Source organism: Arthrobacter sp. 05T442 (genome assembly GCF_056395945.1).
Map to the genome: position 1 here is coordinate 1 of NZ_JBFTKM010000020.1, position 19076 is coordinate 19076.

Genomic DNA, 19076 nt, shown 5'->3' on the forward strand with positions numbered 1-19076 from the left:
GGCAGGCGGCCCGGAGCAGGCAGGCCCGGGGCAGGCAGGCCGGACGTTCGAGCACACGGGGACCCTGCTGTTCACCGGGCCCGTCACGGCCTCCACGGTCCGGAAGATCGCCTGCGACGCGGACATCATCCCCGTCGTCCTCGGCGGCGGGGGCCGGATCCTGGACATCGGCCGGGCCTCGAGGGTCTTCCCGCCCCATATCCGCAAGGCCCTCACCGCCCGGGACCAGGGCTGCGCGTTCCCCGGCTGCACTATCCCCGCGCCGTGGTGCGAAGCCCACCACATCACCTACTGGTCCCGCGGCGGCACCTCCGGGACAGAAAATGGCACCCTGCTGTGTTCCCATCACCACCACGTGATCCACAAGGAACACTGGACCATCCAGCTCCGCACCGGGATCCCCTGGTTCATCCCGCCACCCCACATCGACCCCCGGCAACGCCCCCGCCGCAACCACTACTTCAAACCCGCCGGCCTCAGCGCGGCCGCGTGACCGCGGCCCGCAGGGACGACCCCACGGATGACCGCAGCGTCTCCACAAAAGCGTTCCCACGTGGTGGCCCGCAGACAGTGACCACGGCTCGGGAGTGACACCGATCCATCGAGTGGCTGCGGCGCACTGGCCCAAGCCTGGCAACGCGAAGTCCATGAGCGCAATACAGCTGGCCGCCGCCGGAAATCCGCGCCCAGTTTTGCAGATACGCCGGGCAGTCGGAGGAGTAAAATTCCTTCCGGGGGGCGGGCCTGGAAAGAGAGAGAACAGCCATGCTCAAGGATCAGCAAGTCGGCGCAGTGCTGCCGGCGGCGGACATCGCCCGTGCGCGTGCTTTCTACCGCGACAAACTCGGGCTCGAACCCGAGAACCCGGATGCCGAGGACAACCTGCAGTACAAGTGCGGCGGCGGAACCGGGTTCCTGCTCTATCAGACACCCAATGCGGGCACCGCCAAGAACACGCAGATCGGCTGGTTGGTCGACGACCTGCCGGCTGCCGTTGCGGAGCTCCGGGCCAGTGGAGTCGTCTTCGAAGAATACGATTTCCCGGGACTGAAGACCGAGGACGGCATTGCCACCACTCCCGACGGGAGCTTGGCCGCGTGGTTCCTGGACACCGAAGGCAACATCTTGAACCTCAACCACATGGCCTAGCCAGGCCGTTCACTGAATGCTGGCCCGGCCGGACCCGCCCCCCGGGCCCGGCCGGACCCGCCCCCCCGGGCCCGGCCGGACCCGCCGCCCGGACCTCCCCTCCCTGACAAGGTGCGTCCGGGGGCTACTCGTCCGTCCCGGACCCCGGCTCCCCGAACCACGCCATGCTGGGGCCAATGGCGTCGATGGCCTGTGAAAGCGGGATGCCGGATCCGTCCCGGCGCCCGTGCTCGCCGGGCAGTGACCTTGCCACGCCGGCCAGGGAGGACGCTTTCGCCGGGCCGTGTCCGGCCCAGGCGAGGAGCAGCGTGTCCTCGCCCTTGAGGAACCGGTGTGCCCGGACCCCGGCCGTGGCCCTGCCCTTGGCCGGATATTCCGCCAGCGCCGTGACTTTGGCGGCGCCAGGAGCTGTACCCGGAAGGGCGCCCTCGGTGCCCGCGATGGTCACAACGACCGCCGCGGTGTCCGCCGGTGCGGCCGCGCCGAAGAACAGGACGCGGTCCCCGGCGGCGAGCTTGATGCCGGCCATGCCGCCGGCAGTGCGGCCCTGCGGGCGGACGGCAGCCGCGCTGAAGCGCAGCAGCTGCGCCTGGCGCGTCAGGAAGACGAGGTCGTCGTCGTCGGAAGCGGCGGGCGCAACACCCACCACGGTGTCCTTGTCCTTGAGGGCGATGACTTCCCAGTCCTCGCGGTTCAGCGGATAGTCCGGCTGGATGCGCTTGACCACGCCCTGGGCGGTGCCGACCGCCAGTATTTGGTCCAGCGGCGCGAACGCCACGAGCGATTCGCCCTTCAGGAGCGTGATGAAATCCTTGGCCGGTACGCCGCCGGCCATGTTCGGTGTCCCGGACGTCGGCGGGAGGACGGGCATGTCCATCACCTGCAGGCGCAACATGCGGCCCTGGGAGGTGATGGCCGCGATCTCGCCGCGGGCGGACGTCTTGACGACCGAGGAGAAGACATCGTGCCTGGTCCGGGGCCCGGTCTCGGCGAGGCTGTCCTGGTTGGCGGTTCGGGCGATCTGGCCTGATGCGGTCAAGATGGCCCAGCAGGGGTCGTCGGAGATCTCGAGCGCCAGGGGAGCGGCCTTGCCCTTGGCGCCGGGTGCGGCGGCGAGGGCGGCAGCGACCGTGGGGGAGACCGCCTCGGATTCGAGGAGCACCGTGCGCCGAGGCGTGCCGTACTTCTCGGCGATGTCGGCCAGTTCGGTGGAAACCAGCGCGCGGAGCCGTTCGTCCGAGCCTAGGATGGCTTCGAGTTCGGCGATCTCGCGGCGCAGTTCCTCCTGCTCTTTCTCCAGCTCGATGCGGGAGTACTTGGTCAGCTGCCGGAGCCGGAGTTCCAGGATGTAGTTGGCCTGGATCTCGGAGAGGTCGTAAATGGACATCAGCCGGGTCCGGGCCGCGGCCGCCTCGTCCGAGGACCGGATGATCTGGATGACTTCGTCGATGTCGACGATCGCGACCAGGAGACCCTCCACGAGGTGCAGGCGGTCCTTTTTCTTGCCCAGCCGGAAGGCGGTGCGGCGCCGGACCACGGTGATGCGGTGGTCCACGTAGACGGAGAGCAGCTGCAGCAGGCCGAGGGTCTGCGGCTGGCCGTCCACCAGGGTGACGTTGTTGATGCCGAAGGAATCCTCCATCGGGGTGTAGCGGTAGAGCTGCTGGAGCACGGCGTTCGGGTTGAAGCCGTTCTTGAGCTCGATCACCAGGCGCAGGCCGTGCTTGCGGTCGGTCAGGTCCACGATGTCGCTGATGCCGGTCAGCTTCTTGCCGTTGACGGCGTCCTTGATCTTCTCGATCACCTTCTCCGGGCCAACCATGTAGGGCAGTTCCGTGACCACCAGGCCGGTCCGCCGTGCGGAGAGCTGCTCGATCTCGACCTTGGCCCGGGTCTTGAAGGACCCGCGCCCGGTGGCGTACGCGTCCCGGATGCCGTCCAGGCCCACGATCCGGCCGCCGGTGGGAAGGTCAGGGCCGGGCACGAGCTTCATGACGTCCTCGAGCGTGGCGTCCGGGTGCTCGATCAGGTGCCGCGCCGCGGAGATCACTTCGACGAGGTTGTGCGGGGCCATGTTCGTCGCCATGCCGACGGCGATGCCGGTGGCGCCGTTGACCAGCAGGTTCGGGAACGCTGCCGGCAGCACGTCGGGCTGGGTCAGCTGGTTGTCGTAGTTGGGGACGAAGTCGACGACGTCCTCGTCCAGGTGGTCCGTCAGCGTCAGCGCCGCCGCCGCCAGCCTGGCTTCCGTGTACCGCGGTGCTGCCGGGCCGTCGTCGAGCGAGCCGAAGTTGCCGTGGCCGTCAATGAGGGGCAGCCGGAGCGAGAAGTCCTGGGCCATGCGGACCATGGCGTCGTAGATCGCCGCGTCGCCGTGCGGGTGCAGCTTGCCCATGACCTCGCCCACCACACGGGCGCTCTTGACATGGCCCCGGTCCGGGCGCAGGCCCATCTCGCTCATCATGTACAGGATCCGCCGCTGCACGGGCTTCAGGCCGTCGCGGGCGTCGGGGAGCGCCCGGGAGTAGATCACCGAATAGGCGTACTCGAGGAACGAGCCCTCCATCTCGGAAGTGACATCAATATCGACGATGTTTTCTACGAATATTCCTGCGGAATCTTGGCTGGCTTCCCCTGCGGGGGACGTGGTTTGGCGGCGGGCCATAAGGCTGGAAGGTCCTTCTAGGGGGTGCTGAACGGGTACTGCGTACGTTTATGACTAGGCTAAGCCTATGGTGGATCAGCCCGAGCACGGCGTATATCCGGAATATTGGGAAGCCGATGTTGTCCTGCGCGACGGCGGCACAGCTCATCTGCGCCCCATCCACCCGTCCGACGCCGAGGCCGTCCAGGCCTTCCACATCGGCCAGTCGCAAAAGTCCATCTACATGCGGTTCTTCGCTTTCAAGTCCAAGCTCTCGGGCAAGGAACTCAAGCGTTTCACGGAGGTGGACTACAAGGACCGGGTGGCCCTCGTGATCACCATCGGCGGGGAGATCATGGGGATTGGCCGCTACGACCGGCTGGATGACCCCGAGGAAGCGGAAGTCGCGTTCAACATCGCGGACGCCCACCAGGGCCGGGGAATCGGTTCCATCCTGCTCGAACACCTCGCCGCCGCCGCCCGCGAAAACGGGATCCGCAAATTCAGCGCCGAAGTGCTCCCGGAAAACCGCAAGATGCTCATGGTGTTCTCCGACGCGGGCTATGACGTCAAACGGCACTTCGACGACGGCGTCGTCAGCCTCGAGTTCAACATCGACCCCACGGACAAGTCGCGGGCCGTGATGGAGTCCCGGGAACACCGCGCCGAGGCGCGCAGCATCCAGGAACTGCTGGCCCCGTCCTCCGTGGCGGTCATTGGAGCCAGCCGCAAATGGGGCACCGTGGGCTACCAGTTGCTCGAACACATCATCGAAGGCGGGTTCACCGGCCCGGTCTACGCGATCAACCCGGAGGCCCTGGAACTTGCCGGCATGCTGTCCTTCGCCAAGCTTTCCGAGGTGCCGGGCCCGGTCAAGCTCGCCATCATTGCGGTCCCGTACGACGAGGTCCCCAAGGTCGTGGAGGACTGCGGCGCCGCGGGAGTCAAGGGGATCGTCGTGGCCACCGCCGGGTACGCGGACGACGGCGACCGCGGACTCCAGAGGCAGCGCGAACTGGTCAGGCAGGCCCGTGCCAACGGCATGCGGGTGATCGGGCCGGCCTCGCTGGGGATTGTGAACACCAACACGGCAGTGTCCCTCAACGCCTCGATGGCGCCCTCCCTCGCCCGCCGCGGCGGCCTGGGGCTCTTCAGCCAGTCGGCGGCGATCGGCGTGTCCCTCTACGCCGCTTCGAGCCGACGCCGGGTAGGCATCTCCACGTTCCTCTCGGCCGGCAACCGCGCCGACGTGTCGGGCAACGACATGATGCAGTACTGGGAGGACGACGCCGACACCACCGCGGTCGGCCTGTACCTCGAGTCCATCGGGAATCCGCGCAAGTTCACCCGCCTGGCCCGCCGGCTGGCCCGGACCAAACCCGTCATCGTCGCCAAATCCGACGCCATGGGCCTGAACCTTCCGCCCGGCCACGCCGTCCGCACCACGCAGGCGCCGCCGGAGGCCCTCGACGCCATGATGCGCCAGGCCGGCGTCATCCGCGTCGAGACGATCGAACAACTCATGGACGTCGCCCAGATCGTCTCCAGCCAGCCGCTGCCCACAGGTCCGGGACTCGCCGTTTTCAGCAACTCCCGCGCCCTCGGCAAGGTAGTCGCTGACAGCGCGGCCGCGCAGGGTCTCGGCGTCGAGCGCATCGTCTCCGACGTCGACCTCGACGCCGGCATGTCCACGGCGCTGCCGGCGCTGCGCCGGAGCCTGCAGGAGACCCTGACGATCGACACCGTCCACGCCGTGGTGGTCGCGTTGCTCCCCGCGCACGGGCTCACGGTGGAGAAGATCGCCGGCGTGCTGGCGGAGTGCTCCGCTGCGGCCGGAAAACCAGTGGTCGCGGCCTTCAGCGGCATCCTGGACCCCTCCATCAGTGTCGAAGGTATGGTGGGACCGGACGACGCCGCAGCGGCACACTCGGCTGCCGTACCGTGCTACTCAAACCCGGGAGCGGCCGTGGCAGCCCTCGCGGCCGTCGTCCGCTACGCCCAGTGGCTCGACCGGGACCAGGGCCTGTTCGTGGAACCCGACGGCTGTCAGCCGGCCGCCGCCCGCGCCGACCTGGAGCAGCTGCTCCAGCACGTGGGAGGCGAGCAGCTCGTTCGGCTCGACGCCGGGCCGGCGGCAGGGCTGTTGGCCCGTTACGGCATCCGCGTCGTCCCGTCCGAGGGGTTCGAGACGGCCGAGCAGGCCGTGGCAGCGGCAGGCAGGCTCGGCTGGCCGGTGGCATTGAAGACAACGGACCCTGCCCTGCGGCACCGGCTGGACCTCGGCGGCGTGCGGCTGGACATCCAGGATGCAGCGTCGCTGCGGCGCAACATAGCGCAGATGCGCAAGTCCCTGGAACGTTATGGCTCACCGTCCCTCGAGGTGCAGTCCATGGTGCCGGTGGGGCAGGCCTGCACCTTCCGCGCCATAGAGGACCCGCTGCTGGGGCCGGTGGTCTCCTTCGGCCTGGCAGGGGATGCCGTCAACCTGCTCGACGACTGGGCCCACCGCGTGCCGCCGCTGTCCGGCTCCGACCTCCACGACTTCATCCGGGCGCCGCGGGCCTCCCGGAAACTCTTCGGCTACCAGGGGCTGCCCGCCGTGGATGCCGCGGCACTGGAAGGCCTGGCGGCCCGGCTGACCCGGCTCAAGGACAACCATCCTGAGATCGCCCTCGTCGAATTCAACCCGGTCCTCGCCGGGCCCGAGGGCGCCTCGATCCTGGCGGCCGACGTCCGGATCGCCAACGCCGCCCAGCGCACCGACAGTGCCCGGCGCGCAATGCGCCGCTAAACCCCTGCCGCTAAACCCCTGCCGCCCGGCACCGGCCGGCGCCATTGCATCGGGCCGGCGCCATGCCTTCGGGCGGGCGGCCCGGCAGTTAGCAACTCCATGGCCGATCTGTGAAAATGGAAACCATGACCTTCCAGCCTCCAGCATCAAATCCCCAGGCGCCCGTCCCGGGACGCCAGGTCGCGCACCACCACGGCCTCCATGACCACAGTGCGCAGGGCCAGAGCCTGGAAGGGGCCCTCCAGCAGGCCGGTTTCTACCCCCGGCTTGTGGCCGACGTCGTTGCGGACGCGCTGGATGGGCGAGACTGCGTGGCGCACCTGGTGCATCTGGAGACGCACTTCGACCGGGCCGAGGTCCGCCGCCACATCACCGTGCTTGTGCTGACGGAGGACATGCTGGTGATCACGCACGTCGATGACCAGCAGCTCGATGAGGCCGGAGAGCAGACCGTCGCCCAAGTGTCGACCGAGTCCGTCCCTGTCACCCAGATCCGCTCCGTGGTGCTCAGCTATGTGTACGCCCAGCCGCAGGATTACAAGCCCTCCGATCCCGTCCGGGAGCTCACCCTCTCCATCGCCTGGTCCGGCGGGCAACGCCTCGACATGGGCCCGGCCAGCTGCGGGGACCCGCAGTGCGAGGCCGACCACGGTTACAGCGGCACCATCGCGCAGGAAGACATCGTGTTGCGCATCAGCGCCGAAGCCGACGGACTGCAGGCCGTGCAGGACGCCAAGCTCTTCGCCCGCGCGCTCCGCGCCGTGAACACCGGTTCTTCCGCCGCGGCCCCGCACGCCGGTCCAGGCCTGCCGCCCCGCCCGCGGATGGGCGTCTTCGGGAACCGCCTCAGCCGCGGCCATCAGCGCTGAGATGGCGCCGGTCCGCGTGCCCGTGCCGCCTTCCGCCCCCGTCGCCGCCCGTCCGGCAGCCGCGCCAGCCACCGTCCTGCCGCCGTCCGCCTCCGCTGCCCCGGCCACCGCGGGTGCCTGGCCCTTGCCGCTGGCCCCGGCATTCGGCAGCCGCTCCATCGCCGAAGTGCTCACCAGCGCCGCGGCCAGCCTCGGCGTCCCGGGCTTTGACAACCGGCTGGACCTGCCTCCCGCCAAACGCGTCTGCGTCGTGCTTGCCGACGGGCTCGGCCGCAACCTGCTCAAGCAGAAGACGGCCCACACCCCCTTCCTGCGCTCGGTGATGCAGGCCGGCCAGGGAAAAGTGCCCGTGTCCCTGGACTCCGCCTTCCCGTCCACCACTGCGGCATCGCTGGCCAGCTTCGGCACGGGACTTTCCGCCGGGCAGCACGGCATGGTTGGCTACGACGTGCTGGACCCGGACCAGGACCGGGTGGTGAACATGCTCGGCAACTGGGACGCGGGCGTGGACCCGCGGCTGTGGCAGCCGTTCCCCACGGTATTTGAGCTGGCCGCCGGGCACGTGGACGTCACCACCGTGAGCCTGCCCCAGTTCAGCAGCTCGGCCATGACCCAGGCCGCGCTCCGGGGCGGACGCTTCGTGACCGGGACCACCTCGCATGCCAGGACCGGCGCCGCCGCTGAGGCCATGGCCGGCTCCGGACCCTCGCTGATGTACTTCTACGTCAACGAACTGGACAAGGCCGGCCACCGGTACGGCTGCCAGTCGCCCCAGTGGGAACACCAGCTCGAAGAACTCGACGCGACCGTCAAGCGCCTCAATGCCACGTTGCCGCCGGGCACTACCGTGCTGCTCACGGCGGACCACGGAATGGTTGATGTTCCCGAGTCCCAGCGGATCGACTATTCGGCCGAAGCGGAGCTCATCGCCGGCGTGCGGCACACCGCCGGCGAGCCGCGGATGGTCCACCTCTACCTCGAAGACGGCGCGGGCGACGCCGGACGGGCAAGGCTGCTGGATGCGTGGCGGTCCCGTTTCGGCGACCGGATCTGGGCTTTCACCCGTGACGAAGCGATTGCCGGCGGCCTGTTCGGTGACGTCCGCCCTGCGGTGGCCGGGCGGATCGGTGACGTCATGATCGCGGCCCGCGACGCGCTGGCACTCTATGACACGCGCCGGGTCCGGCCTACCGCGCTGGCCGTCGTGGGCCAGCACGGTTCGCTGACGAAAGCGGAGCGTGAAGTCCCGTTGCTCTGCTTCCGGGCCGAGGGCACGAAGGCCCCGCGGGGCTGACCTCCCAGCAAACGGGGAGTGCGGCTGAACGCCGGTGAACCCTGCTGCGGGGCCGAACCCGCGGGGCCTCAGTCGCCGCGGGTCCCGAAGACGATGTCGTCCCAGCTCGGGACGCTCGAGCGCTTCGGCTTGGCGGGCTGGCGTTCCGGTTGCTCTGCTTCGGTTTCGTCACGGGTTCCCGGGGCGCCGTCGCGGAGCTGGCGCCGGGACGTTCCGCCGCCGAGGAGCTCGTCCAGTCCGGGGCTCGATGTCGGACCCTGGTTGACCGGGCGCAGCTTCGACGCCGTGATGGTGATCTCGCGGGTGTCCGTGCTGACGCCGTCGTGCAGCTTCAGGGCGTCGTCCTCCTCCGGCTGGCGGGGTGCCAGGGTGAGCCGGGACAGCATGGAGGGCCGGCCGTCACGCCGTCGCGCAAAGGCATCGGGGTCCGCCTGGGGCGCCGTCTCCGCGGAAGGTGCAGCGGCGTCCTCGGCGTCCGTCGTGCCCGGCCGGGCCTCGGCTGGTGCGGGCGCCGCGTCGTCGGCTGCTTCGGCCACTTCGGCGGGCCGGGGGTGGGCGGCCGGTACGCCGTTCGTCAGGAGCAGTGCAAGGGCGTCGTCGGCGTCTTCGTCCAGTCCGAGTCGTTGCCCGCGCCGGGAGCGAAGCATGTCCAGCAGTCCGTCGGCGTCCTGCTCCTGGTGGATCCGGTCCTGCTGGAGCAGCATTTGCTGGATGACAGTGTGCTGGGCGGTCGCTGTGCGGGCGGCGGCATCGGCGTCGGTTTCAAAGTCGAAGGGCCGGTCGGAGACGGCGGAGAGCCGACGTGCCGGCACGGGACCGTCCAGGGGCTCAAGCTCGCTGAGCTGCTGGGCCCACCGGTTCGCGTTCTGCAGTGACTTCCTCGCGGGATTGAACGTCCACATGGCGGGCGGTTCTTCACCGATGCCGGACGGGCCGCCGGACCTTGGTTCGAAGCGGGCCACGACATTCCAGCTGCCGTCAGGGCGGCGCCAGGAGTCCCACTCCACAGTCGACGGTGCAATCCCGTGCGCTGTCAGGCGGTGCTCGACCATTTCGCTGAGCGACGCCGGGTTGTCGCCGAAGACAGACCGGTAGACGTCGTGGCCGGGGGCCGGCGAAGCGACCTCGACCTTGCGGGCCTGCTGGGCGATGTACTCGCGCTCGGCAAGGACGGGTCCTTCATACCGCTGCACCTTCGCCAGCGGAATGCCGGAGAGCTCCGCCACCTCGGCGGCCGTTGCCCCGCTGCGGATCCGCGCCTGGATATCGCGCGGAGACATGGCAACGGGCGGCGCGCCCGCGCCGGAAGCGCCCTTCGCCGACGTCCGGCTGGCTGCCACTCGAAGTGCTTCATCGATTGGCAGCTGGAACATCTCGCCGCCGGTGCCGCTCAACAGGAGATGCTCCCCGTCGTCGTGGACGCCTACAAGCCGTAGATCCTGCATACAAATCCTCCACCCTGGCATTACTATCAAGCGAAACTCTGCCACCCGCGGGCCGTATTTCGGGGTAGGACGGCAGGCGCGCCGTGATTTTCCGCGACTTTCCGCGTCTTTTCGGCCGGTGGAGGGGGTCCGCCGGGACCCCGGACCGCTGGACTCTGGCTTTCCGGAGGTGCTTAAGCAAAAATGACGCCACGCCGGGCACAAAAACCGCGGGTCCGGCGTTGACATCGGTGAACCGCTCCCGGAAGCCCACGGCTACAAGCCCGGCGGCGCCATCGAACGGCGAACCAACAAAACGAATGCGGAGTGTGAGCAACAAACAATGGCGACAGATTACGATGCGCCGCGCAAGACCGAAGAGGACCTCAGCGAGGATTCCATCGAGGCTTTGAAGGCGCGGCGCACGGAGAAGCCCTCGGCCGTGGTGGATGAAGATGAATCCGATCTTGCCGAAGGCTATGAACTCCCCGGTGCGGATCTTTCCGGAGAGGAACTGCTGGTGCGGGTCTTGCCCGCCCAGGCAGATGAATTCACCTGTGCCTCCTGCTTCCTCGTCCGCCACCGCTCACAGATTGCCCGCGAAAAGGACGGCCTGAAGTACTGCAAGGACTGCGAGGGCTAGGCGGCCAGAGCGGCAAGCAGCTGATCGGGGTGCCGGGTGGAGGTCAACCAGTACGGCGTGCGGTCAGACGGATCGGTGATCTCAATGCGGACTACCGGGTCCACCCAGCCGCGGATGCACAGGAACGCCAGGCCGTTGAGCCGTGTCCCGCGCTCGGCCGTGGCCTCCTTGCCGCGGTACGCGGCCGCGGTGCCGACGAAGCCGCGTTCAATGGTGGCCCGGCCGACGCGGAGCGTTGACCTGGTCACGGTGATGGCCGGCGTCGACAGGATGAGCAGCACGGAGATGACGACGAACATCACGATCGCGGCGGTAATGCCGGCGGCGATACTGATGGGCGCCAGCATGAGGATTCCGGCGCTCGACAGTCCCGCCGAGACCAGCCAGATCCAGAAGTTCGGCCAGAGCTTCTCGCTATATAGGACGGTCGCGTCACTGGGGGCGCTCTTGGGGGCAGGCGCAGCTGCACTGGATTCCGGCATGAGCCCAGCTTTTCATCTTTCCCGGGCTATTTCATCTCGGGGCCAGGAGGACGGGGCAGCCCGGGCGGCGCTAGGCCGATCCCTGGGCTGGCGTTAGAGTGAGGGACTGTGACTGAAGAAACCACCGCCGTAGAGATAGCCGCCGAAAGCGCTGCCGAGTATGGGACGCCCACCCTGACGGTGCAGCTGAAAATGCTCGACGACGGCCTGGAACCGCCGTCGTACGCGCACCCGGGCGACGCGGGAGCGGACCTGCGCGCCCGCGAGGACGTCGTACTGGAACCGGGAGAGCGCCGCCTCGTGCCGACGGGGGTGTCCATTGCCCTTCCCGACGGCTTCGTAGCCTTGATCCACCCGAGGTCCGGCCTCGCCACCAAGCACGGGCTGACGGTCGTGAACGCCCCCGGCACCGTTGATGCCGGCTACCGCGGCGAAATAGCCGTGACACTGCTGAACACGGACCGCCATCGGGCGATCGACCTGCGGCGCGGCGATAGAATTGCACAAATGGTCATTCAGCGCGTGGAGTACGCCAGGTTCCTTCCCGTCGAGGAACTCGACGGCTCAGTCCGCGGAGGCGGCGGCTTCGGGTCCACCGGGGGTTTCGGGGCACCTGCCTGAGCCCAGGTTCCCGTCCGGCCCGGAATTATTTTGCAGGACTCTCAAGTGCAGGGTTACAAGCGCCGGAGTACTTGGGCAGGGGCCGCCGGAAGAGGCCGGCGCCATGTGGACAGCCGTCGCCGATGGCGCCTGATGACAACTGCTGCGGCAACACAGGATTACAACTAAGGAGACAACCCCATGGTTTTTGGGCGTGGCAGGAAAGCCAAGCAGGAACAGCAGACGGAGCCGGGGGAAACCCGGGAGACTGTTGCCAACGGTTCCGGAACTCCGGCCGGCGATGCCGCCGGAGGAGACGTCCGCCGTGCCTCCGGCCCCTTCGACGTCTCGGAAATCGAGAGCCAGGACGGCTACGTTGATCTCGGCGCACTGCTGATCGCGCCCCGCGAAGGCCTGCAGCTCCGCCTGGAGGTCGAGGAGGCCACGCAGCGGGTCGTGGCCGTCACGATGGACTTTGAAGGCTCCAGCCTCCAGCTGCAGGCTTTTGCGGCGCCCCGTTCTGAAACGCTCTGGAACGAAATCCGCGAGCAGATCGGTCAGTCCGTCGGCAGCCAGGGCGGCCAGGTCGAGGAGATCGAGGGCCACTTCGGCACCGAGCTCCTCGCCAAGCTCCCGGCCAGCGGTGCCGACGGCAGCGAGGGCTACCGGGTGGCGCGCTTCATCGGCGTCGACGGTCCGCGCTGGTTCCTCCGGGGTGTCCTGGGCGGCGAGGCCGCGCTGGACCGCGAGGCCGCAGCCGGGCTCGAAACGCTCTTCCGGCAGATCGTGGTGGTGCGGGGCGATAACCCGATGCCTCCCCGCGACCTGCTGCAGCTCCGCCTCCCCAAGGACAGCGCAGCGCCGTCCCCGGCCCCGGCCGCTTCCCCGGAGTTGGAACAGCCAGAACGCGGACCGGAGATTACCCAGATTGGCTGATGCGGCCAGCAAGAAACCTGTCGCCTCGGTCTCCGTCAGGAACCTGCCCGACCGCGGGCGGGTGCTCTGCCACGGCTTCATCGAGTCAGTGACCTACGTGCCGGCGGTCCAGGTAGCTTCGTTCATGGCGATCGTGATCGACCACGACACTCCCGCGCCCAAGGCCCGAGTGGCTGGCGTCGCCAAAAGCGGGCCGGTGCTCAGCGTTCCGGCCCCCGGCGTGCCCAGTAACCGGGTGGCGGCCGGCGCGCAGCGGCAGCGGCCGTCCGGCCCCAAGGACCGGCTTCGGGTCATCTGGCTGGGACGGCGCCGCATCCCCGGAGTCGACGCCGGCACCGAGCTCCGGATGGAGGGCATGGTCACGATGCGCGATGGGCTGCCCACCATGTTCAATCCGCGCTACGAAATACTTTCCCGCCAGGAGGAGCAATGACCTTGCCCGAGTATCCCGAGCGTGGAAGCCGGGAGCCCGTCGCCCAGGAGCCTGAAGACTCCGACGCAGGCGAGCCGACCGTGGCCCAGCTGGCCGAAGGATACGCCGCAAAGGCCGGGCTGCACCGGACCAGCGACGGGAACATCGACGTTCTCAAGAGCGCCGGCGGCATCCAGGGCATTGCGGAGAGCATCCTGCCGGGCCTGGTCTTCCTGATCGCCTTCACCATCGACAGGGAGAACCTGACGCTGGCCGTCGTCGCTTCCCTCGCAGTGGCCGCTATCTTCACCGCGGCCCGGCTTCTCCAGCGCAAACCGCTGACTCAGGCGCTGGCGGGCTTCATCGGCGTCGGACTCTCCGCCTGGCTGGCCACCTCGACCGGCAAGGCAGAGAACTTCTACGTTCTGGGGTTCTTCACCAACATCGGCTACATCGTGGCCATGTCCATCTCGGTGGCCGTGCGCTGGCCGATCGCCGGCTTGCTCTTCGGCTTCGTCCGCAACGAGGGCCTTGAATGGCGCAAAGACCCGAAACGGGTCAGGGCCTACAGGCTCGGCACCTGGGTGATAGTTTCCGTGCTGGTCCTGCGGCTCGTGGTGCAGGTGCCGCTCTACTTCATGGGGGAGCAGGGCCTGGCCGCCCTCGCCACCACCCGCCTCCTCATGGGCACCCCGCTCTACATCCTCGGCATCTGGATTGCCTGGCTGCTGACCAAGCCTGCCCCGCGGCCGGACGCAAACGGAGCCGGGCCCACCTAGCCGGCTCCCGCAATCGGGGGTTAGCCGTCGAAGCCGTCGTCGCCCGCCGGCTGCGCGCCGTGACCGTGCTGGTCCGAGGTCACCGGGTGCTGGTCGTCAACGGGGGATTCGGGCGCGAGCAGGGCGCGAAGGTCGTCTTCGGCCACGATCGTGGTCACGAAGAAGAGCTCGTCGCCGCCGTCGATCACGTCATCGCGGCTCGGCGTGATCGGCGCCTGGTCCCGCAGGATCGCGACCAGGGTGGAGTCCTCGGGCCAGTCGACATCACCCACGGTGCGGCCGATGACGTGTGAATCGTGGGGGACCGTGAACTCGACGAGGGACGACACCCCGGTCTGGAGCGTGAGCAGCCGGACGAGGTCGCCGATTTCCACCGCTTCTTCCACCAGGGCGGTCATCAGCTGCGGGGTGTTGACCGCGACGTCGACGCCCCATGAGTCGTCAAACATCCAGTCGTTCTTCGGGTTGTTGACCCGGCCGACAGTCCTGCCGACGCCGAACTCCGTCTTGGCCAGCAGGGAGACCACCAGGTTGACCTTGTCGTCACCGGTGGCGGACACCACGACGTCGGCGTCCTCGAGTTTGGCGTCCTGCAGCGTGCTCAGCTCGCAGGCATCGCCGACCAGCCAGTGGGCGCCGCGCAGTCCGCTGCGGCCAATCACCTCGGGCTTGAGGTCGATCAGCAGGATTTCGTGCTTGTGGGCCAGCAGTTCGCGGGCGATCGAAGAACCGACGCTGCCCGCGCCGACAATGACGACTTTCACTCAGGACTCCTTGGCGGGGGACTTGGCAAGAATGTGGGCTACTTCAGAGCTGCGGTCCACGTTCAACATTGCGTGAACGGTGTCGCCGTCCTGGAACGAGGTGCCGGCCACGGGCAGCATGCCTTCGCCGAACCGGGTCAGGTACGCGACCCGGATGCCCGCGGCCTTCTCGGCCGACGTCACCGGGTGCCCGATCCAGTCCGGGTTCAGCTCCACTTCGGCCAGGACAAGCCTGCCCGAGGGCTCCCGGAAGTCGCCGGCGATGTGCTGTTCGGGGAGGATCCGGCGCAGCACCTGGTCGGCGCTCCAGCGCACCGCGGCCACTGTGGGGATGCCGAGGCGCTGATAGATCTCCGCGCGTCCCGGATCATAGATCCTGGCCACAACGTGGGGGACATGGAACGTCTCACGGGCTACCCGGGTGGCCAGGATGTTGGAGTTGTCGCCGCTGGAGACAGCCGCAAAGGCATAGGCCTCTTCGACCCCTGCCCGCTTCAGCGTCTCCCGGTCGAAGCCGACGCCGGTGACTTTGCGGCCCGCAAAACCGGTCCGCAGGCGCCGGAAGGCACGGTCGTCCTGGTCGATGATGGCCACCGAATGGCCTGCGTCCTCGAGCGTGTGCGCCAGGGTTGCCCCCACACGGCCGCAACCCATGATCACGAAGTGCGCCACACGTTCCTCCTCAAATCGAATGAATCTGATACCGCGTAAAACTCTACCGGCCACGGGCCGCCGCGAAGCCAAGCCCACGGGCGGCAGGGCCATGCAGCCGGCCCGGTCCAGTTCCCCGTCATGACATCGCGTCCGAATCAGACTAACTTTGTCTAGTGCTGACAATTCTCAATGCCGTGAAGCGGGTGCTGGTAGGCAGGCCCTTCCGGAACGACCGTCTGGCCCACACCCTTTTGCCGAAGCGGATCGCGCTGCCCATTTTTGCCTCGGATGCGCTGTCCTCCGTGGCATACGCGCCCGATGAAATACTCCTGACCCTGGCCCTGGCCGGCGTCAGCGCAGTGGCCGTTTCGCCGTGGGTGGGCCTTGCCGTCATGGTGGTCCTGCTGACCGTCGTCGCGTCCTACCGCCAGAACGTCCACGCCTACCCGTCCGGCGGCGGCGACTACGAAATCGCCAACGTCAACCTCGGCAAGTACGCGGGCCTGACCGTCGCGGCCGCCCTGCTCGTGGACTACGTGCTCACCGTCGCCGTGTCCATGTCCTCGGCCGCCGCCTACCTGACCACGGCCATCCCGTCACTGCACGGCCAGCAGGCGCTGATCGCGACCATCGGCGTCGTCCTCCTGGCCCTGGTGAACCTGCGCGGCATCAAGGAGGCCGGCAGCGTCTTCGCCGTGCCGACCTACATCTTCATGGCCTCCATCCTGGGCATGACGGCCGTCGGCATCTTCCAGGCCGCCACCGGCCACCTGGGCGAAGCTCCGTCGGCCGCGTTCACGATCGTGCCGCAGGCCGGCTTCGACGAGGGCCTGGTAGGGCTGGCCGGCGCATTCCTGCTGCTCCGGGCCTTCTCCTCCGGCGCGGCGGCGCTGACAGGCGTTGAGGCCATCAGCAACGGCGTGCCCAACTTCAAGAAGCCCAAGAGCAAGAACGCGGCCGCCACACTGCTGCTGCTCGGCGTGATCGCATCCTCCATGCTCGCCGGTATCATCTACCTGGCGAATGCCACGAAGGTCCACATCGTCGGCGACCCGGCCAAGGAATTCCTCCTCAACGGCCAGCCGCTGGCCGAGGACTACATCCAGAATCCCGCCATCAGCCAGATCGCCCAGACCATCTTCGGCGTTGGATCCATCCCCTTTTACATCGTGGTCGCAGCCACGGGCGTGATCCTGGTGTTCGCCTCCAACACGGCCTTCAACGGCTTCCCGGTGCTCGGCTCGATCCTGGCCCAGGACGGCTACCTCCCGCGGCAGCTGCGCACCCGCGGGGACCGCCTGGCCTTCAGCAACGGCGTCCTGGCACTGGCTGCCGGGGCCCTCGTGCTGATCGTCGCCTTCAACGCTGACGTCACCAAGCTCATCCAGCTCTACATCGTGGGCGTCTTCATTTCCTTCACGATGAGCCAGCTGGGCATGGTCCGGCACTGGGGACGGGAACTGAAGCTCGCCAAGGATCCGGCCGCCCGCCTGCACATGATCAAATCCCGCATCATCAACGGCGTGGGCTTCGGGATGACGGCACTTGTCCTGCTGATCGTGCTGATCACGAAATTCCAGCAAGGCGCCTGGATTGCGCTGCTGGCGATGTTCATCTTGTTCCTGATCATGTGGAGCATCCGGGCCCACTACGACAACGTCGCCAAGGAACTCGCCGTCGACGAGGACTCCTCGCCGCGGGCCCTGCCCAGCCGGGTGCACGCGGTGCTGCTGGTCTCGCACGTCCGCAAGCCGGTTCTGCGCGCACTCGCGTACGCCAGGGCCTCGCGCCCGTCCCGGCTGGACGCCATCACCGTGGACATCAGCCCCGAGGAGACCGAGCAGACCCTCGCCGACTGGGAGAAGCTGGAAATCCCGGTGCCACTGACCGTGCTCGCCAGCCCGTTCCGGGAAACGGTGACCCCGATCATGGAGTACATCAAGAACATGCGGCGCGACTCCCCGCGTGACCTGATCGTCGTGTACATCCCCGAGTACGTGGTGGGCAAGTGGTGGGAACAGCTGGTCCACAACCAGACCGCGCTGCGCATCAAGACCCGGCTGCACTTCGAACCGGGCGTCATGGTGGCCAGCGTGCCGTGGCAGCTGAAATCTTCCGAAGAAGCCAAGAGACTCCAGGACATCCGATGAGCACCGATACGCACGCCCACACCGATCTCGTCCTCGACGTCGGGCCCGTGGCCCATGGCGGGCACTGCGTCGCCCGGCACGAAGGACGCGTGGTGTTCGTCCGGCACGGGATCCCCGGCGAGAAGGTCCGCGTCCGGCTGACCGACGACGGCGCCGCGGCCAAATTCTGGCGGGCCGACGTGGTGGAGGTGCTGGAGCCCTCTCCGGACCGGGTGCCACACTTCTGGGACCTGGCGGATTCGGCGCGTTCCTGGTCCCACCGCCACCCTCCCGTCGGCGGCGCCGAACTGGGCCACATCTCGCTGGAGCGCCAGCGCAGCCTCAAGGCCGAGGTCCTGGCCGAACAGCTGCGGCGCCTCGCCGGCGTCGAACGCGACACCGTGGTGGAAGGCGTGGGCGACGACGCCGCGCCGGGAACGGCTGCCGGCCTCGGCTGGCGGACCCGCGCCGGCTTCGCCGTCACGCCGGGCGGCAAGCTCGGTATGCATGCCCACCGCTCCGACACCGTCCTCCCCGTTCGCGGGATGCCGCTGGCTGCTGACGGCATCAACGCCCTCCGGCTGTGGGACATCGACCTGCAGGGGATTGAACGCGTCGAGGTCGCGGCCCCGGCCAACGGCTCGCGTCCGCTCGTGCTCCTGGTCCCCGCCGCCGGAACGCGCGCCAAGCGCCTCAGCGCCATCCTCGCCCAGCTGCCCGACGACGTCTCCGTGGCGCGCTTCGACGCTGACAAGGGCGAGGTGCTGCAGCTGCGCGGACGCACGTACGTCCAGGAAGCCGCGGCCGGCCACGAATACCGCGTCACCGGCGACGGCTTCTGGCAGATCCACCGGGATGCCCCCGACACCCTGGTGGGCGCCGTCACCGGATTCCTGCGCGACGGCGGTTACGTGGCGCCGGGGGCCGTGGTGGGCGACCTCTACGCCGGCGCCGGGCTCTTCACCGCACCTTTGGCCGATGCCGTGGGTGTGACTGGATCTGTGCTGTCGATCGAAGGCTCGCCCGGCGCCAGCCGCGATGCGCGCAAGAACCTGCACGACGCCGCCCAGGTGGAGATCGTCCAAGGCCGGGTGGAACGGGTGCTGCGGGAGAAGCCGCGCAGCTTCGACGCCCTCGTCCTGGACCCGCCCCGGGCCGGTGCCGGCAAGGCGGTCGTGAGCCACCTGATCGGAGCCGGACCCCGGGCCATCGCGTACGTTTCCTGCGATCCGGCGTCATTTGCCCGCGACCTCGGCTACTTCCAGCAGGGTGGCTGGGGCCTGGCAGGGCTGCGGGCCTTTGACCTGTATCCGCACACCCACCACATGGAGACTGTGGCGCTACTGACTCCGGGGCGCTGAAACTACTAGGATGGGCGGAGTAGTCCGTCGTCGCGCTCCATCAACACGGCTGATCCCACGCAATCCGTACACCTTTTGTACTGATTCTTGTGCTGGTTAGGGTGACCTAACTAGCAAGGGTTCAGCGGCGCGGCAAAGATGAAAC

17 protein-coding genes are annotated in these 19076 nt (G+C 68.3%); 12 read left to right on the forward strand and 5 right to left on the reverse strand.

The window, feature by feature from the left end; genetic code table 11:
* Window positions 1–493: HNH endonuclease (locus tag AC1DES_RS16295; RefSeq protein WP_476896750.1), on the forward strand; the 493-nt coding region annotated here is incomplete at its 5' end.
* 272 nt (window positions 494–765) lie between these two features.
* The gene (locus tag AC1DES_RS16300) at window positions 766–1149 is read left to right on the forward strand and encodes a VOC family protein (protein WP_476896751.1); all 384 of its coding nucleotides are present in this window, start codon (window positions 766–768) and stop codon (window positions 1147–1149) included.
* A gap of 124 nt (window positions 1150–1273) precedes the next feature.
* Here the strand turns inward: AC1DES_RS16300 and AC1DES_RS16305 are convergent, their stop codons facing one another.
* Window positions 1274–3814 carry a DNA gyrase/topoisomerase IV subunit A gene (locus AC1DES_RS16305; RefSeq protein ID WP_476896752.1) on the reverse strand — a complete coding sequence of 847 codons (2541 nt, stop codon included), beginning with the start codon at window positions 3812–3814 and terminating at the stop codon, window positions 1274–1276.
* A 67-nt stretch (window positions 3815–3881) separates the two neighbouring features.
* Here AC1DES_RS16305 and AC1DES_RS16310 point away from each other — a divergent pair, with 67 nt between their 5' ends.
* The 3 genes from AC1DES_RS16310 (at window position 3882) to AC1DES_RS16320 (ending at window position 8747) form a co-directional block, all read left to right on the forward strand.
* On the forward strand, window positions 3882–6584 hold the full coding sequence (locus AC1DES_RS16310) for a bifunctional acetate--CoA ligase family protein/GNAT family N-acetyltransferase (protein ID WP_476896753.1): 2703 nt from the start codon (window positions 3882–3884) through the stop codon (window positions 6582–6584).
* 125 nt (window positions 6585–6709) lie between these two features.
* The gene (locus AC1DES_RS16315; RefSeq protein WP_476896754.1) at window positions 6710–7453 is read left to right on the forward strand and encodes a DUF5998 family protein; all 744 of its coding nucleotides are present in this window, start codon (window positions 6710–6712) and stop codon (window positions 7451–7453) included.
* Window positions 7454–7469: 16 nt separating this feature from the next.
* On the forward strand, window positions 7470–8747 hold the full coding sequence (locus AC1DES_RS16320; RefSeq protein WP_476896755.1) for an alkaline phosphatase family protein: 1278 nt from the start codon (window positions 7470–7472) through the stop codon (window positions 8745–8747).
* A gap of 68 nt (window positions 8748–8815) precedes the next feature.
* Here the strand turns inward: AC1DES_RS16320 and sepH are convergent, their stop codons facing one another.
* Complete coding sequence (sepH, locus tag AC1DES_RS16325; RefSeq protein WP_476896756.1) at window positions 8816–10192, reverse strand: septation protein SepH; 1377 nt, start codon at window positions 10190–10192, stop codon at window positions 8816–8818.
* Between the two features lie 322 nt (window positions 10193–10514).
* Between sepH and AC1DES_RS16330 the strand changes: the two genes are divergently transcribed.
* The gene (locus AC1DES_RS16330; RefSeq protein ID WP_018772415.1) at window positions 10515–10814 is read left to right on the forward strand and encodes a DUF4193 domain-containing protein; all 300 of its coding nucleotides are present in this window, start codon (window positions 10515–10517) and stop codon (window positions 10812–10814) included.
* Here AC1DES_RS16330 and AC1DES_RS16335 read toward each other — a convergent pair.
* Window positions 10811–11296: a DUF3093 domain-containing protein gene (locus AC1DES_RS16335; RefSeq protein ID WP_476896757.1), complete on the reverse strand. Its 486-nt coding sequence runs from the start codon at window positions 11294–11296 to the stop codon at window positions 10811–10813. The genes AC1DES_RS16330 and AC1DES_RS16335 overlap by 4 nt on opposite strands.
* A 108-nt stretch (window positions 11297–11404) precedes the next feature.
* On the opposite strand from AC1DES_RS16335, the gene dut reads away from it, so the two are divergent.
* From dut to AC1DES_RS16355, 4 genes are all read left to right on the forward strand, one after another.
* Window positions 11405–11917, forward strand: a complete 513-nt coding sequence (dut, locus tag AC1DES_RS16340) for a dUTP diphosphatase (protein ID WP_476896758.1) — start codon at window positions 11405–11407, stop codon at window positions 11915–11917.
* Between the two features lie 180 nt (window positions 11918–12097).
* Entirely contained in the window at window positions 12098–12832 is a 735-nt protein-coding gene (locus AC1DES_RS16345; protein ID WP_476896759.1) for a DUF3710 domain-containing protein, read from the forward strand.
* A complete protein-coding gene (locus tag AC1DES_RS16350; protein ID WP_476896760.1) occupies window positions 12825–13265 on the forward strand; it encodes a hypothetical protein in 441 nt (146 codons plus the stop codon). The genes AC1DES_RS16345 and AC1DES_RS16350 overlap by 8 nt, the downstream gene beginning before the upstream one ends.
* Window positions 13262–14023: a DUF3159 domain-containing protein gene (locus AC1DES_RS16355; protein ID WP_476896761.1), complete on the forward strand. Its 762-nt coding sequence runs from the start codon at window positions 13262–13264 to the stop codon at window positions 14021–14023. Before AC1DES_RS16350 ends, AC1DES_RS16355 begins: the two co-directional genes overlap by 4 nt.
* Window positions 14024–14043: 20 nt before the next feature.
* Here the strand turns inward: AC1DES_RS16355 and AC1DES_RS16360 are convergent, their stop codons facing one another.
* A complete protein-coding gene (locus tag AC1DES_RS16360) occupies window positions 14044–14787 on the reverse strand; it encodes a potassium channel family protein (protein WP_476896762.1) in 744 nt (247 codons plus the stop codon).
* Window positions 14788–15459, reverse strand: coding sequence for a potassium channel family protein (locus AC1DES_RS16365; protein WP_476896763.1), 672 nt, complete (start codon window positions 15457–15459; stop codon window positions 14788–14790). It lies immediately after the preceding gene.
* 155 nt (window positions 15460–15614) lie between these two features.
* On the opposite strand from AC1DES_RS16365, the gene AC1DES_RS16370 reads away from it, so the two are divergent.
* Both AC1DES_RS16370 and AC1DES_RS16375 read left to right on the forward strand, forming a co-directional pair.
* Window positions 15615–17591: an APC family permease gene (locus tag AC1DES_RS16370; RefSeq protein ID WP_476896764.1), complete on the forward strand. Its 1977-nt coding sequence runs from the start codon at window positions 15615–15617 to the stop codon at window positions 17589–17591.
* Window positions 17588–18931: a class I SAM-dependent RNA methyltransferase gene (locus AC1DES_RS16375; RefSeq protein WP_476896765.1), complete on the forward strand. Its 1344-nt coding sequence runs from the start codon at window positions 17588–17590 to the stop codon at window positions 18929–18931. The genes AC1DES_RS16370 and AC1DES_RS16375 overlap by 4 nt, the downstream gene beginning before the upstream one ends.
* Window positions 18932–19076: the final 145 nt, after the last annotated feature.

What these genes read in the sequence shown, in the direction of transcription:
- AC1DES_RS16335 (WP_476896757.1), bottom strand. Translation starts at nt 11,296, where the DNA reads ATGCCGGAATCCAGTGCAGCTGCGCCTGCCCCCAAGAGCGCCCCCAGT.
- AC1DES_RS16355 (WP_476896761.1), top strand. Translation starts at nt 13,262, where the DNA reads ATGACCTTGCCCGAGTATCCCGAGCGTGGAAGCCGGGAGCCCGTCGCC.
- AC1DES_RS16305 (WP_476896752.1), bottom strand. Translation starts at nt 3,814, where the DNA reads ATGGCCCGCCGCCAAACCACGTCCCCCGCAGGGGAAGCCAGCCAAGAT.
- AC1DES_RS16375 (WP_476896765.1), top strand. Translation starts at nt 17,588, where the DNA reads ATGAGCACCGATACGCACGCCCACACCGATCTCGTCCTCGACGTCGGG.
- AC1DES_RS16345 (WP_476896759.1), top strand. Translation starts at nt 12,098, where the DNA reads ATGGTTTTTGGGCGTGGCAGGAAAGCCAAGCAGGAACAGCAGACGGAG.
- AC1DES_RS16310 (WP_476896753.1), top strand. Translation starts at nt 3,882, where the DNA reads ATGGTGGATCAGCCCGAGCACGGCGTATATCCGGAATATTGGGAAGCC.
- sepH (WP_476896756.1), bottom strand. Translation starts at nt 10,192, where the DNA reads ATGCAGGATCTACGGCTTGTAGGCGTCCACGACGACGGGGAGCATCTC.
- AC1DES_RS16315 (WP_476896754.1), top strand. Translation starts at nt 6,710, where the DNA reads ATGACCTTCCAGCCTCCAGCATCAAATCCCCAGGCGCCCGTCCCGGGA.
- AC1DES_RS16300 (WP_476896751.1), top strand. Translation starts at nt 766, where the DNA reads ATGCTCAAGGATCAGCAAGTCGGCGCAGTGCTGCCGGCGGCGGACATC.
- AC1DES_RS16330 (WP_018772415.1), top strand. Translation starts at nt 10,515, where the DNA reads ATGGCGACAGATTACGATGCGCCGCGCAAGACCGAAGAGGACCTCAGC.